The 13,967-nt window shown below is 72.0% G+C and carries 12 protein-coding genes; 7 read left to right on the top strand and 5 right to left on the bottom strand.

The genetic code is table 11. The features are described 5' to 3' along the window. Together ACTMTJ_RS11550 and ACTMTJ_RS11545 are read left to right on the top strand one after the other, a co-directional pair. The gene (locus tag ACTMTJ_RS11550) at positions 1 to 1,215 is read left to right on the top strand and encodes an acyl-CoA dehydrogenase family protein (protein WP_441216147.1); all 1,215 of its coding nucleotides are present in this window, start codon (positions 1 to 3) and stop codon (positions 1,213 to 1,215) included. Beyond that, the gene (locus tag ACTMTJ_RS11545) at positions 1,212 to 2,765 is read left to right on the top strand and encodes an AMP-binding protein (protein WP_441216146.1); all 1,554 of its coding nucleotides are present in this window, start codon (positions 1,212 to 1,214) and stop codon (positions 2,763 to 2,765) included. The genes ACTMTJ_RS11550 and ACTMTJ_RS11545 overlap by 4 nt, the downstream gene beginning before the upstream one ends. A 9-nt stretch (positions 2,766 to 2,774) precedes the next feature. Here ACTMTJ_RS11545 and ACTMTJ_RS11540 read toward each other — a convergent pair whose 3' ends face one another. Genes ACTMTJ_RS11540 through ACTMTJ_RS11530 form a run of 3 tightly spaced genes read right to left on the bottom strand, consistent with a single transcriptional unit; the run spans position 2,775 to position 6,002 of the window. Continuing rightward, positions 2,775 to 3,356, bottom strand: coding sequence for a hypothetical protein (locus tag ACTMTJ_RS11540; protein WP_441216145.1), 582 nt, complete (start codon positions 3,354 to 3,356; stop codon positions 2,775 to 2,777). 52 nt (positions 3,357 to 3,408) lie between these two features. Continuing rightward, a complete protein-coding gene (gene purD / locus ACTMTJ_RS11535; RefSeq protein ID WP_441216144.1) occupies positions 3,409 to 4,656 on the bottom strand; it encodes a phosphoribosylamine--glycine ligase in 1,248 nt (415 codons plus the stop codon). Positions 4,657 to 4,715: 59 nt separating this feature from the next. After that, positions 4,716 to 6,002, bottom strand: coding sequence for an adenylosuccinate synthase (locus tag ACTMTJ_RS11530; protein ID WP_441216143.1), 1,287 nt, complete (start codon positions 6,000 to 6,002; stop codon positions 4,716 to 4,718). A gap of 129 nt (positions 6,003 to 6,131) precedes the next feature. On the opposite strand from ACTMTJ_RS11530, the gene ACTMTJ_RS11525 reads away from it, so the two are divergent. The 4 genes from ACTMTJ_RS11525 to ACTMTJ_RS11510 all read left to right on the top strand — a co-directional run bounded on the left by ACTMTJ_RS11525 (position 6,132) and on the right by ACTMTJ_RS11510 (position 11,284). Next, the gene (locus tag ACTMTJ_RS11525) at positions 6,132 to 6,962 is read left to right on the top strand and encodes a hypothetical protein (RefSeq protein ID WP_441216142.1); all 831 of its coding nucleotides are present in this window, start codon (positions 6,132 to 6,134) and stop codon (positions 6,960 to 6,962) included. Between the two features lie 40 nt (positions 6,963 to 7,002). After that, the gene (locus ACTMTJ_RS11520) at positions 7,003 to 9,312 is read left to right on the top strand and encodes a chromosome partitioning protein (protein WP_441216141.1); all 2,310 of its coding nucleotides are present in this window, start codon (positions 7,003 to 7,005) and stop codon (positions 9,310 to 9,312) included. 401 nt (positions 9,313 to 9,713) lie between these two features. Then, on the top strand, positions 9,714 to 10,085 hold the full coding sequence (locus tag ACTMTJ_RS11515; RefSeq protein WP_441216140.1) for a YciI family protein: 372 nt from the start codon (positions 9,714 to 9,716) through the stop codon (positions 10,083 to 10,085). Beyond that, positions 10,082 to 11,284, top strand: coding sequence for an RNA polymerase sigma factor (locus tag ACTMTJ_RS11510; RefSeq protein WP_441216139.1), 1,203 nt, complete (start codon positions 10,082 to 10,084; stop codon positions 11,282 to 11,284). The genes ACTMTJ_RS11515 and ACTMTJ_RS11510 overlap by 4 nt, the downstream gene beginning before the upstream one ends. On the opposite strand, the gene ACTMTJ_RS11505 is transcribed toward ACTMTJ_RS11510, so the two are convergent. Further along, positions 11,281 to 11,709, bottom strand: a complete 429-nt coding sequence (locus ACTMTJ_RS11505) for a DUF3151 domain-containing protein (protein ID WP_441216138.1) — start codon at positions 11,707 to 11,709, stop codon at positions 11,281 to 11,283. The two genes, ACTMTJ_RS11510 and ACTMTJ_RS11505, sit on opposite strands and share 4 nt — an antisense overlap. A 197-nt stretch (positions 11,710 to 11,906) precedes the next feature. Here ACTMTJ_RS11505 and ACTMTJ_RS11500 point away from each other — a divergent pair, with 197 nt between their 5' ends. Beyond that, positions 11,907 to 13,103: an LOG family protein gene (locus tag ACTMTJ_RS11500; protein ID WP_441216137.1), complete on the top strand. Its 1,197-nt coding sequence runs from the start codon at positions 11,907 to 11,909 to the stop codon at positions 13,101 to 13,103. 328 nt (positions 13,104 to 13,431) lie between these two features. Here the strand turns inward: ACTMTJ_RS11500 and ACTMTJ_RS11495 are convergent, their stop codons facing one another. Beyond that, positions 13,432 to 13,950: a hypothetical protein gene (locus ACTMTJ_RS11495; protein WP_441216136.1), complete on the bottom strand. Its 519-nt coding sequence runs from the start codon at positions 13,948 to 13,950 to the stop codon at positions 13,432 to 13,434. Between the last annotated feature and the right edge of the window lie 17 nt (positions 13,951 to 13,967).

The raw sequence follows: 13,967 nt of genomic DNA, 5'->3' as shown, positions 1-13,967 counted from the left end.
ATGTCGGAATTCTCGCTCGACCTGAACGAGGAACAGCGGGACCTGCGGGACTGGGTGCACGGCTTCGCCAAAGAGGTCGTGCGCCCGGCCGCCGCCGAGTGGGACGCCCGCGAGGAGACGCCCTGGCCCGTGATCCAGGAGGCCGCGAAGATCGGGCTCTACGGCTTCGAGTTCCTCGCCAACTGCTGGTCGGATCCCACCGGTCTCTCGCTGCCGATCGCCAACGAGGAGCTCTTCTGGGGCGACGCCGGCATCGGGATGGCGCTGCTGGGCACCTCGCTCGTCGTCGCCTCGATCTACGGTTCGGGCACCCCTGAGCAGATGCTCGAGTGGGTGCCGCAGTGCTACGGCACGGTCGACGAGCCGGCCGTCGCGGCGTTCTGCAACACCGAGCCCGAGGCCGGCTCCGACGTCGGCGCGATCCGCACCCGCGCGGTGTACGACGAGGCCACCGACGAGTGGGTGCTCAACGGGCAGAAGGCGTACGCCACCAACGGCGGGATCGCGACCGTGCACGTGGTGACCGCCGTGGTCGACCCGGAGCTCGGGTCGCGCGGGCACGCCGCTTTCGTCGTACCGCCCGGCACGAAAGGGCTGTCCTCGCCCGGCAAGCTCAAAAAGCTCGGCCTGCGCGCGTCGCACACCGCGGACGTGTTCCTCGACGACGTCCGCGTACCCGGGCGGTGCCTGCTCGGCGGGCGCGAGGCGCTGCGGGAGCGGCTCGACCGCGCCCGGTCCGGGCAGCGGGCGGCCGGCCAGGCGGCGATGCGCACGTTCGAGCTGACCCGGCCGACCGTCGGCGCGCAGGCGATCGGCGTGGCCCGCGCGGCGTACGAGTACACGCTGGAGTACGCCCGGAGCCGCGTGCAGTTCGGCCGCCCGATCGTCCAGAACCAGGCCGTCGCGTTCGCGCTCGCGGACATGAAGATGGAGATCGACGCCGCGCGGCTGCTGGTGTGGCGGGCCGCCTGGATGGGTCGCAACAACCGCGCCTTCGAGGCGGGCGAGGGCTCGATGTCCAAGCTCAAGGCCGGCGAGGTGGCCGTGGCCGTCACGGAGAAAGCGGTGCAGCTGCTCGGCGGCGCCGGCTATCTGCGTGAGCACCCGGTCGAGCGCTGGTACCGCGACGCCAAGATCTACACCATCTTCGAGGGCACGTCCGAAATCCAGCGCCTTGTGATCTCCCGTGCCATCTCTGGAGTACAGATTCGATGATCACCCCGTTCGTCGTGGCCACCTTGACCCGACGAGGGTTGCTCACGCCCGGATCGCCGGTGCGGGTGGCCGCCCAGCTCAACGCGCTGCGCCGATGGGGTTTCAGCCTCTCCGGCGAGCTGCGCCAGGCGGCCGCCCGCGACCCGGAGGGCGTGGCGATCGTCGACGAGTGGCGCGGCGCGGTGACCTACGGCCAGCTGCTGGGCAACGCCGAGCGGCTGGCCCGGGCGCTGCGCGGCACCACGGGTGTCCGCTCCGGCGACCGCATCGGCCTGCTCTGCCGCAACCACGCCGGCATGGTCGAGGCGATGGTGGCCGGCACGCTGATCGGCGCCGACACCGTGCTGATCAACACCGGGCTCTCCCCGGCCCAGCTCACCACGGTCGCCGACGAGCAGGAGCTGCGCATCCTGATCCACGACGCGGAGTTCGCCGAGAAGGTGCTCGCGGTGCCGGCCAAGGTGGAGCGGATCACCGAGGAGCGGGCGGCCGAGCTGATCGCCGACGCACCGCCCGGCGAGCTGCGCCCGCCGGAGCGCGACGGCCGCACGATCGTGCTCACGTCCGGCACCACCGGCACGCCCAAGGGCGCCCGCCGCCGCACGCCGGCCGGCTTCGGCCCGCTCGTGTCGATCATCCATCGCATCCCGCTGCACGCCCGCGACCGCATCATGATCGCCGCGCCGCTCTTCCACACCTGGGGGTACGCGGCGCTCCAGGTCTCGTTCGCGCTCCGGGCCACCGTCGTGCTCCAGCGCCGCTTCGAGCCGGCCGGCTGCGTCGGGCTCGCGGCCCAGCATCGGGTACGTGCGCTCTTCGCCGTGCCGGTGATGGTGCAACGACTGCTGGAAGTGGCGCCACCCCAGCCCAACCCGCTTCGGATCGTGGCGGTGAGCGGCTCGGCGCTGCCGGGCGGGCTGGCCACGCGCTTCATGGACGCCTACGGTGACGTGCTCTACAACCTGTACGGCTCGACCGAGGTCTCCTGGGCCTCGATCGCCACGCCGCGCGACCTGCGTGCCGCGCCGCAGACCGCCGGCCGCCCGCCACACGGCACCCGCCTGGCGATCCTCGGACCTACCGGCCAGCCCGTGGCGGACGGGCAGGTCGGGCGGATCTTCGTGGGCAACGAGATGCTCTTCGAGGGGTACACCTCGGGAGCCGACAAGGAGTCGCACGACGGCCTGATCGCGACCGGCGACCTCGGCCACGTCGACGGCGACGGGCGGCTCTTCGTGGTGGGCCGGGAAGACGACATGATCATCTCTGGCGGCGAAAACGTCTTCCCGTCCGAAGTGGAAAACCTGCTCGCCGAGCTGCCACAGGTACGCGAAGTCGCGGTGATCGGCGTGCCCGATCCGGAGTACGGCCAGCGCCTCGCCGCCTTCCTCGCGCTGCACCGCGGCGAGACACTCGACGCCGACGCGGTACGCGAGTACGTGCGCCGCTACCGGGCCCGCTACTGCATCCCGCGCGACGTGTACTTCGTGCCGTACCTGCCGCGCAACGCCACCGGCAAGGTGGTCGTCCGCGACCTGCGCCCGTTTTGAGCGGGCGGATCAGACGTCGGCGACCTCGTAGGCCTCGGCCGTCGCGCTGAGCTGCTTCGACTTCACCGACCCACCACCGACGGTCTTCAGCAGGTAGGTGTGTCTGACCGTCTCGCCCGGGTCGTGGCCGCCGCAGGAGAACGTGAAGGTCTCCGAACCCTCGGCCGGATACGTGCCGTAGATCCCCGGGCCGTCGACGGAGATCGTGACCTTGTCGGTGCCGGTCACCTTCCACTCCAGGATCACCGGGGTACCCTCCACCGGGTACTCGCTGCTCCCTTGTGGACATTGCGGCTTTTGCTTGACGCGAAACACCACGATCCGCGGGCCCTGGTTTTGCGGCGGGCGTGTCGTGGTCGGCGCTCTCGTCGTCTCCGTATCCGTGGGCGTCTCGCGCGTCGCATCGGGGCTGGGGCTCGGAGTCGCCTCCGCCGTGCCGAGACCGGCGTCGGCGCTGGGTGACGGCGTGCTACCGGCACCGCTACCCGTTTCTCCGCCATTGGTCAGGGAGAGGCAGCCAGCGACCGCGCCGATGGTGCTGGCGAACACCACAGCGCCCGCCAGCACGAGCGTTGCCGTCTTGTTCTTCATGACACAGACGGTAGGGTCGCGGTGGCGCTGGGGTAATCCCTTGTTCGTGCCGTTAGGGCACGTAGACGCGCCCTTCCACCGCGGCGAGCGCGATGTCCGAGCGCCGGTGCGAGCCGGCCAGCGTCACCCCGTCGACGAGCGCGTAGGCGGCTTCGCGGGCGGAGGCCAGATCGGGGCCGGTCGCTGTTCCACAAAGGACCCGGCCGCCCGCGGAGACGAGCGCACCGTCGGCGGCCCGGCGCGCGGTGCCGGCGTGGATGATGCCGGCGCGATCCGCGCCGGTGATGACATCGCCAGAACGAGACGACGTCGGGTAACCCTCCGACGCGAGCACCACCGTGACAGCCGCGCCCGGACGCCACCGCAGCGGCGGGTGGTCGCCGAGCGTGCCGGTGGCGGCCGCGCGCAGCAGCCCGGCCAGCGGCGTCTCCAGCAACGCGAGGACCACCTGCGTCTCGGGGTCGCCGAAGCGCGCGTTGAACTCGATCACCCGCGGCCCCGCCTTGGTCAACGCCAACCCGATGTAGAGCAACCCGGCGAACGGCGTGCCCCGGCGCCGCATCTCGGCGAGCGTGGGATGCGCGACCGAGTCCATGACCTCGTCGACAAGTCCGGGCGGTGCCCAGTCCAGGGGCGCGTAGGCACCCATGCCGCCAGTGTTGGGGCCGGTGTCGCCGTCGCCGACCCGCTTGAAGTCCTGCGCCGGCATGAGCGGCAGGGCCGCCTCGCCGTCGGTCACGACGAAGAGCGAGACCTCGGGCCCGTCGAGGTACTCCTCGATCACCACGCGCCCACAGGCCTCCGCGTGGGCGAGCGCCGCGTCCCGATCGTCCGTGACGACCACGCCCTTGCCGGCGGCGAGCCCGTCGTTCTTGACGACGTACGGCGCGCCGAACTCGTCGAGCGCCTGCTCAGCCTCGGCTCGCGTGGTGCACGCCCGGGACTTGGCGGTAGGCACACCGGCCGCGCCCATCACGTCCTTGGCGAACGCCTTCGACCCCTCGAGCTGAGCGGCCGCGGCAGACGGCCCGAAGCAGGCAATCCCCTTGGCCCGCACCGCATCTGCAACGCCCGCGACAAGCGGCGCCTCCGGCCCGACGACGACAAGATCGGCCGCGACCTCGACGGCAAGGGCGGCGACCGCGTGGGGACTGGCGCCGTCGACATCGCGGGTGATCGCCAAGTCGGCGATACCCGGATTGCCAGGCGCCGCGACAAGCTGTGCAACGGCAGGGTCAGCGTAAATCCCCAGGGCGAGGGCATGCTCTCGCCCTCCACCCCCGATAAGCAGTACGCGCACCCGTCGGATCCTAGCCCTGCCCGTTGATCATGGTCCGGGCAGCGACAATTCGGACGAAGTTACAGGAGGTCGTGGCGCACTACGTTTTCTTCGCGGCCCGGGCCCACGCCCACGATGGACACTCGCGTGCCGACGAGCTCCTCGATGCGCTCGACATACGCGCGCGCGTTTGCCGGCAGGTCGCTGAACGCGCGGGCCTTGGTGATGTCTTCCCACCAGCCGTCGTGCTCTTCGTAGACGGGCTTGGCGTGGTGGAAGGCGGTCTGCGTCATCGGCATCGTGTCGATCCGCTCGCCGTCGATCTCGTAACCCACGCAGATCGGCACCTTCTCCATGCCGGTCATCACGTCGAGCTTGGTCACGACCAGGTCGGTGATGCCATTGAGGCGGGTGGCGTAGCGGGCGACCACCGCGTCGAACCAGCCGCACCGGCGTTCGCGGCCGGTGGTCGTGCCGTACTCGGCGCCGATTTTGCGGAGGTGTGCGCCGTTTTCGTCGAAGAGCTCGGTCGGGAACGGGCCGGAACCCACCCGCGTCGTGTACGCCTTGCTGACGCCGATCACCTTCGAGATCGCGGTGGGCGGGATGCCGGCGCCGACACACGCCCCGCCCGCCGACGGGTTGGACGACGTCACGAAGGGGTAGGTGCCGTGGTCCATGTCGAGCATCGTGGCCTGGGCGCCCTCCAGCAGCACCGTGTCGCCACGGTCGAGCGCGTCCCACAGGATCGTGCGCGTCTCCGCGATGTACGGCCGCAGCCGCTCCGCGTACGCCAGGTACTCCTCCACGACCGCGGACGTGTCGAGCGCCTTCCGGTTGTACACCTTGAACAGGATCTGGTTTTTCTCCCGCAGCACCAGCTCCAGCTTCTTGCGGAGGATGCCCGGGTCGAGGAGGTCCTGGAGGCGGATGCCCATGCGGGCGACCTTGTCGCCGTACGCCGGGCCGATGCCGCGACCGGTGGTGCCGATCCGCGACGAGCCGAGGTAGCGCTCCACCACGCGGTCGAGTGCCCGGTGGTGCGGCATGATCAGGTGGGCGTCGCCGGAGATGCGGAGCCGGGAGACGTCGACACCCCGCTCGGCGAGGCCGTCGATCTCGCCGATCAGCACCTTGGGGTCGACGACCACGCCGTTGCCGATGACGATCATCGCGCTGGGCGAGAGCGCGCCGGATGGCATGAGGTGGAGTGCGTACTTCTGGCCGTCTGGTGTGATCACCGTGTGGCCGGCATTGTTGCCGCCCGAGTAACGCACCACGTAGTGGACCCGCTCTCCCAGCAGGTCGGTAACCTTGCCCTTGCCCTCGTCGCCCCACTGGGCGCCGATGAGCACGATCGCTGGCATCTCTTTCCCGCCTTACTGGGGGCTCGGGTGCCAATGTGGCGACCGCGTGGCGAGCCCGAGGTGTCAGGCTAACAAGAAGTTACGACCAGCTCAGCGCTGGCCATAGAGATCAGCAGGGGGTCACCACCGGTGTACGACGTGGTGTTGCTCACGCTCGGCGGCGGTTGTGGCGCTCCGCGCGTGCCGGTGCTCGCCTGTGCCGACGCGTTGACGGCGGCCGGTGCCACCGTACAGACGGTAACGGCCGAGTCCGACGCCGACATCGACGCGACCCTCGACAGCCGCCGGCTTGTCGTCGCCACCGCCACCAACGGGCAGCTGCGCGCCGTCGTGCGGCGCATGGTCCGCCGGTACGCCCCGGCGCCCAGCAAGCGCCCCGCCGACCTGCCCGCCGACCGCACGGTGCCCGACCTGCCGCCGATCGGCGTGTTGCCGCTCGACCCCACGGCCGACGACTTCGCCGCCCAGCTCGACCTCCCGCGCGACCCCGCCGAGGTGGCCAAGGCCGTACTCGGCGACAAGGTGCGCCGCCTTGACCTCCTCCGCAACGATGGTGGGTCGGTCACGCTCGACGGTGCGCTGGTCGGCGGCGAGCGGGGCGCGTGGCGCGGACGTGTGGAGGTGGACGACGCGGTGCTGAGCGACGGGTCCGACCCCATACTGGCTTGTGCGGTCGGCAACGGCGCCGGCTACACGCGGCTCGACGGGCTGCCGCTGCTCACTACCCCCGACCCGGCCGACGGCGTGATCGAGGTCGCCGTGGCGGTGCCGGTGGTCGTGCCGCGCCTGCTGCGCCGCCCCCGCGTGCGCATCGAGGTACGCCGGGCGCGCGGCCGCGCGGTGGCCGTCACCCCCCGCGAGTCCGAGATCGGGTACGTCGACGACGGCGTCAGCGGCACCCTGAGCCACAAGCGGTCGTGGTGGATCGAGCCAGGAGCCTGGGCGGTATACGTCCGCTGAGTCCTGTGCGAGGCTGCCGGTTGGGAGAGGAGGTTGCACGGTGGACGAGGAACGGCCGAAGTCGCGGCAGGTGCCGGTCGGCCCAAACCGCGGCGTCAAGCCGCTCTGGCCCACGGCCGACTACGTGCCGGAGGAAGACCTCGCGCCCGCTCCCGCGGCGCCGCCACCGCCTCCGCAGCCGGTAGCTGAGCCGTTCCCACCGCCGCCGGTGGGTCACGTCGGCGAGCAGCCTTTCACCGACCCGCCCGCGCTGGGTGGCGGCGGCCCGGAGCCCGCTGTCTATGGGCAGCCCCCGGCTCAGGAGGAGACACCCGCACCCGCACCCGGCTTCGGCGAGCCGCAGGGGTGGGCCAACGGCAGCGACAACCTCCCCCCGGGCGTCTGGCACCTGGCCGGCGCGGCACCGGAGGTCGAGCCACCCACTCCGGTGCACAACGGCCCGCCGATCGCCACCACGCCGCCGGCCGGCATCCCGGTCTCCTCGGGCCACCACTCGGGCGGCATCCCGTTTCCGTCGCTGCCACCCACGTCGGCGCCGCCGGTGACGTCTTCACCACCGGCTGAGTACGCCCCGCCGATCCCATCCGCGCCGGTGCCGCCACCCACCTCCGCGCCTCCGACATCCGCTCCACCGGCTGTCTTCGGCGCCCCGGATCTGTTCGGCCCGGCAGCGGCATACGGCCAGCCCACGTCCGGCCCACCGTCGTCCGGCCAGCCGCCGTCCGGCCCACCCGCACACGGCCACCCTGGGGCCGCCCAGCCCGCCTACGACCAGCCGGCGTCCGGCCCACCCGCACACGGCCACCCTGGGGCCGCCCAGCCCGCCTACGACCAGCCGGCGTCCGGCCCACCCGCACACGGCCACCCTGGGGCCGCCCAGCCCGCCTACGACCAGCCGGCGTCCGGCCCACCCGCACACGGCCAGCCCACCTCGGCGCCACCCGCACACGACCAGCCTGCCTACAACCAGTCGGCGTCCGGCCCGCCCGCACACGGCCAGCCCACCTCGGTGCCGCCCGCATACGGCCCGCTTGCGCAGGGTCAGCCCGCGCCGCCGCCTGCTGGGCCGCCTGGCTGGGCGCCGCAGCCGAGTGAGGCGCCGACGCACAACCAGCCGCTCCAGCCGCCGGCCGACCCGTGGGCCGGTGCGGCGCCGCTCCACCACCCGCCCGGCTCGCCTTGGGCTACCCCGCCGGGCCAGCCCAGCGCTCCACCCGCCGCCCCTGAGGTGGCGCCCGCTCAGCCAGGCCACCCCGCACAGGGCTGGGCCGGCCCGGGTGAGCCGGCGACGCTGCCCACCCAGCCGCACCAGGCGCACCCCGGCGTCACCGCGATGCCGCCCCAGCCGGAAGCACCGGGGGTCTACCGGGTGCCACCGCAGGCGTACCAGGAACAGCCTGTCCGCCCGACGGAGCCGGGCGTGCCGACGGCGGAGGAGTTCGCGCGGCGCCGTGCGGTCCGTCCGCCCGAGCCGGTGGCCCGCACCGGCGTGCGCGCGGCCGTCAACAAGAGCACGCTGGGCCTGGTCAAGCTGGCACCGGGGCGGCACGAGCAGGAGTTCCGCCAGGACGTCGAGAAGGTCCGGCGCAACTTCGGCGGCCTGCGCCAGGTGACCGTGGTCAACCCCAAGGGCGGTGCCGGCAAGACCGTGGCGGTGCTGCTGCTCGCGATGACGTTCGGGCAAAAGCGCGGCGGCTACGTGCTGGCCTGGGACAACAACGAGACCCAGGGCACGCTCGGCATGCGGGCGCAGCAAGACTTCCACAGCCGCACCGTGCGCGACATGCTCCGCGACCTCTCCAGCTTCCAGGGCGCGCGGGGCCGGGTGGGTGACCTGTCGCAGTACGTGCGGGCGCAGGGCGAGGGCATGTTCGACGTGCTGGCCTCGGACGAGTCGGCGACGGCCGGAGAGATGCTGACGGCACACGCGTTCGGCGAGATCCGCGAGGTGGTCAGCCGCTTCTACAAGCTGATCTTCGTGGACACCGGCAACAACGTGCGGGCGCAAAACTGGCAGGCCGCGATCGACGCCACCGACCAGCTCGTCGTCACCATGTCGGCCCGCAACGACTCCGCCGAGACGGCCGCCCGCATGCTCGACCATCTCGAAGAGTCCGGGCGCACCCGGCTCGTGCGGCAGGCGGTCACAGTGGTGTCGATACCGCCGCGCGCCAAAGACATCGACCTGCCACCGATCCAGCGGCACTTCGAGGCACGCACGCGGGCAGTGCTGCTGGCGCCCTACGACCGCTTGATCGACACAGGCGAGCCGATGCGCTACGGCCAGCTCTCCAACGCCACCCTCGACGCCTGGCTCAAGATCGCCGCAGCGGTGTCCGAAGGCCTCTAGAGATCTTTCGGGGTCGGGGTCGCGTGGCCCCTGAATCCCTGGTCCAGACCGTTGCTCCCGCGGCCTCACCCTTCGCGGTGGTTGCGGCTACCCCTTCTGGCGTGAATTTTTGTCCACATTGTCTGTTGCCGGATCGGCGGTGAGGGGCGAACAGCGGGGCGTCGTCGTGGCAGGGGCTGCGACTGCCGCGGAGACCGCCCGACGAGCAGCGACCCGCTGCTGGTCGCGGCAGCCCCGCCATGCCGCGCGCCGGTCGGCTCTTGTCCACGATGGCGGAGGCGATGGCCCCGACCCCGTGCGCCCAGCTCGACAGCTCCCGCGACGGGGTCAGCCACAAGGGCTCATGTCGAAAGGCGTCCGGTGGCCTCGACGTATGGGATAAGGAAACCAGGAGGTACCCGATGAAGTATTTGATCATGATCTGGCATAACCCGAAGTCGCGGGAGATCTGGGAGAGCTTCTCCGACGCTGAGCGGGCGGAGGGTTGGCGGGCGTACGCCGCCCTCGACGAGAGCCTGATCGCCTCCGGCGAGATGGTGATCTCCGAGGCGCTGGCCGACCCCTCGCAGGGGCGGCGGCTGCCGGCGACCGAGGGGCAGTCGCTCGCCACCGACGGGCCCTTTCCCGAGGCGAAGGAGCAGCTTGCTGGCTTCTACCTGGTCGACTGCGAGAGCTTCGAGCGCGCGCTGGAGATCGCGGCGCAGGTGCCGGAGGCGAGCCTCGGTCTCGTCGAGGTGCGGCCGGTCCTGGCGATGAACGGTCCGGACATGTGACCGAGGTCGAGGTCCTCCTCCGCGCGCACGCACCGCAGGTGCTCACCGCGCTCGTGCGGCACCACGGCGGCTTCGAGGCGTGCGAAGACGCCGTGCAGGAGGCGCTGCTCGCGGCCGCAACCCAATGGCCGGTCGAGGGTGTGCCGGCCAACCCGCGCGGCTGGCTGATCAGGGTCGCGTCGCGCCGCCGCACCGAGCTGTGGCGCAACGAGACGGCCCGGCGGCGGCGCGAGGAGACGGTGGCGCTGCTCGAGCCGCCGGAGGTGGAGCCGCTCCCGGAGGTCGACGACACGCTCACGCTGCTGCTCCTGTGCTGCCACCCCGCGCTCACGCCCGCGTCGCAGGTGGCGCTGACGCTGCGCGCGGTCGGTGGCCTCACGACCGGCGAGATCGCCCGCGCCTTCCTGGTGCCCGAGGCCACGATCGGCCAGCGGATCAGCCGGGCCAAGCAGCGGATCAAGTCGACCGGGGCGGAGTTTCGGCTGCCGCCGCCGGATGAGCGGCCGGCGCGTGTGGCGGCGGTGCTGCGGGTGCTCTACCTGATCTTCAACGAGGGGTACACCGCCACCTCTGGCCCGGCCCTCCACCGGGTGGAGCTGACCGCCGAAGCGATCCGGCTCGCCCGCCAGCTCCACGCCCGCCTGCCGGACGACGGCGAGGTGGCCGGCCTGCTCGCGCTGATGCTGCTCACCGACGCCCGCCGGCCGTCCCGCGCCCGCCCGGACGGCAGCCTCGTGCCCCTCGCCGAGCAGGACCGGAGCCGCTGGGACAGGGCGGCCATCGCGGAGGGTGTGGCGCTGGTCAGCACCGCGCTGACCACCACCCGGGTCGGGCAGTACCAGCTTCAAGCCGCCATCGCCGCCGTGCACGACGAGGCCGCCCGCGCCGAAGACACCGACTGGGCGCAGATCCTCGGCCTCTACGACCTGCTCGACCGGGTCGCGCCCGGACCGATGGTCACGCTCAACCGCGTCGTCGCCGTCGCCATGGTGTACGGCCCGCGGGTCGCGCTCGACCAGCTCGACCGTGCCGAGGCCGACCCGGCGCTGGCCGGGCACCACCGGGTGCACGCGGTCCGGGCGCACCTGCTTGACCTCGCCGGCGAGCCGGAGGCGGCACGCGAGCAGTATCGGCTGGCCGCCAAACGCACGCTGAGCGTGCCCGAGCAGCGCTACCTGGAGATGCGAGCGGCCGGCTAGACCCCGGAGAGCGCGTCGCCCGCGGCCGGGTCGCAGTCGCGCAGGAACTGCGCGCAGCGCGCCGCCTCGTCCGACTCGCCGATCTCGTCGGCGGCCCGGGAGAGGGCATGCAGTGAGCGCAGGAAGCCCCGGTTGGGCTCGTGCGACCACGGCACCGGGCCGTGCCCCTTCCAGCCGCTGCGGCGCAGCTGGTCGAGGCCGCGGTGGTAGCCGGTCCGGGCGTACGCGTACGCCGTCACGAACTTGCCGCCGGCGAGCGCGCGGCTGGCGAGCGTCGCCCACGCCGCGCTGTATGCCGGGAAGTGGCCCGCCACCTCGGCATACGCCTCGTCGGTGTCGACCCGCTCCGCCTGCGCCAATGCGGCCGCGGCCTTGTCGTCGGCGGGCAGCAGCGTGGCGGGCGGTTCGGGCAACAGGTTCTGCATGGGCACATTCAACCCGCAACCTCGCTCATACAGTGCCTGAAAGGCTGAGGGATTCGTCACGCGTGCGGCCGGTGTGCGAGAACCCACACTGGCGTAGAAATGAAGGTCCGGAGCCTCCCCAGGACCCGGTAACGGGAGCCCGGTGGTCTTGGCCGCCGGGCTCTCTCTTGTGCTCCGCCAGGCGCCCTCTTGTGCATATGGGGCAGGATTGGCACGTGCCGTCCCTTGATGTCCTTGAGCCGTTCGACACCACTCCGGAGGAAGTGGAGTCCCGCGCCGAGCTCGATCTGCACCTTCAGGCCGGCAGCCTGGCCGGGTTGACGATCCAGGGGCTGCGCCTGGACGCCGAGCCGGTGCCCGATCTGTCACGCGTCGACGTCACGGGCACGCTCTTCGTCGGCTGCCACTTCGCCACGATCGAGGCCGAGTGCGACGTGGTGCGGCGCGGCGCGCACGTGGTGCCGCCCTTCCGCGACCTGCCCTTCCCGACGCATCCGGCCCACCTCTACACCCCGGAAGAGCTGGCCGCCGGCTTCGAGACTGGTGGCTTCGCCGGCATGTACGACACGGTGGTCTACGAGCACTTCCTGACGGTGGGCGGCGCCCTGCCGTCGGTCCGCGAGGCGCTCGCCCAGCGGCTGCACGACCATGGCATCGACAACGCGCTCGCCGACCTGACGCTCACCTGGCTGGGCAGCCACGGCCCCGGTTCGGTGATCGGCGTGATGGGCGGCCACGCCGTGCCGCGCGGCTCGTCGGCGTACCGGCTGGCGGCCGCCCTCGGCTGGGAGCTGGCCCGCGCCGGCCGGCTGGTGGTCACCGGCGGCGGCCCCGGCGTGATGGAGGCCGCCAACCTCGGCGCCTACCTCGCCACGCGCGACGCCGAGGAGCTGACCACCGCCATCGACCTGCTGAGCGTCGCGCCCGACTTCCTGGACCACGAGCCGTACACGAGGGTGGCGCTCGAGGTGCGGTCCCGTTTCACGCCGGGCGACGGCGTCGACTGGGCCCAGCGCGGTGGCCTCGCCATCCCCACCTGGCTGTACGGGCACGAGCCGGCCAACCTCTTCGCCGGCCGGATCGCCAAGTACTTCTCCAACGCCATCCGCGAAGACACGATCCTGCGCCTCGCACGCGGCGGCATCGTCTTCGCCGCCGGCCGGGCCGGCACCGTGCAGGAGGTCTTCCAGGCGGCGACCAAGACGTTCTACGGCACCGACGGCGCGAGCGGGGCGTACGTCTTCCTCGACCGTGCGTTCTGGACGGAGACGCTGCCGATCGAGTCGCTGCTCCGCCCGCTACTGGCCCTCTCGCCGGCCGGCGACCTCTCCACCACGATCCACGTCACCGACGACGTCCACGAAGCGGTCCGGGTGCTCACCGCCGAGGCATAGGAGCAGATTTCCCGGCCCGCGTCAGCTGCGGACCGCCGCTCCCGCCGGAGACCGCGGCGGCCGGCGGCTCGCCAGGGCTCGCCGAAACCCCCGGCCCCCGCTGCCGGGTCCGCGGGCCAAGACCCCACCTGCCCCAAGAGGGCAGCCCTCTTGGGCGTGAATTCCCAGCGGGGGTCCCGTATACCCGCCCAGACGGTGACACGGCTGCCCTCTTGAGGGCAGGGGCGGGAGGTGAGCGGGGGCCAACAGCGGACGGGTGAGGCCGCGGGAGCAACGGCATGGACCACGACGGACGTCGCGGTAGCTCGAATCTGTATGTGAAAGAGGCCTACGCGATGGGCACTCGGCACCAGAAGCCGACTGGCAGGTCGACGTCGGTGGCGTCGGTGATGCCGTTTTCGTCGAGCGCGTTGTAGATCGCGAGCCGGGAGCCCTCGAAGAGGAACTCGACCGCGTGCAGCACCCGCGGCCGCCAGTGTGACGGCATGATCCGCTCGATCACGTTGATCTCACGCAGACGGCGGCCGCGCGCGCTGAGCAGTGCGGGGTGGGCGTCGGGTCGCCAGTCGAGCGTGAGGCCGGGCCAGTCGAGCGGCATCGACATGTCCACCTGGCCCCAGGTGATGCCGCACTCGTCGAACTTGCGGTGGGTGACCTCGACGTTGACGTCGCCGAAGCCGAGGATCACCGGACCGTCGGCGAACCACCGGTGGCGCTCCAGGTCCCACATCAGCCAGGCGCCCTCCAGCGTCCGGCCGACGATCCGGGAGAAGCGGGGACGGTGGACGGCTGCCAGCGTCTTTCCGCTGTGACACCACTGCGGCTCGTACCCTTCGATGCCGAGCACGACCGACCTCCCGGGGG

Origin of the sequence: Phytohabitans sp. LJ34 (assembly GCF_052068095.1) — a bacterium.
In the GTDB taxonomy this organism is placed as follows: domain Bacteria; phylum Actinomycetota; class Actinomycetes; order Mycobacteriales; family Micromonosporaceae; genus Phytohabitans.
This window is presented reverse-complemented; position numbering and strand designations above follow the sequence as displayed.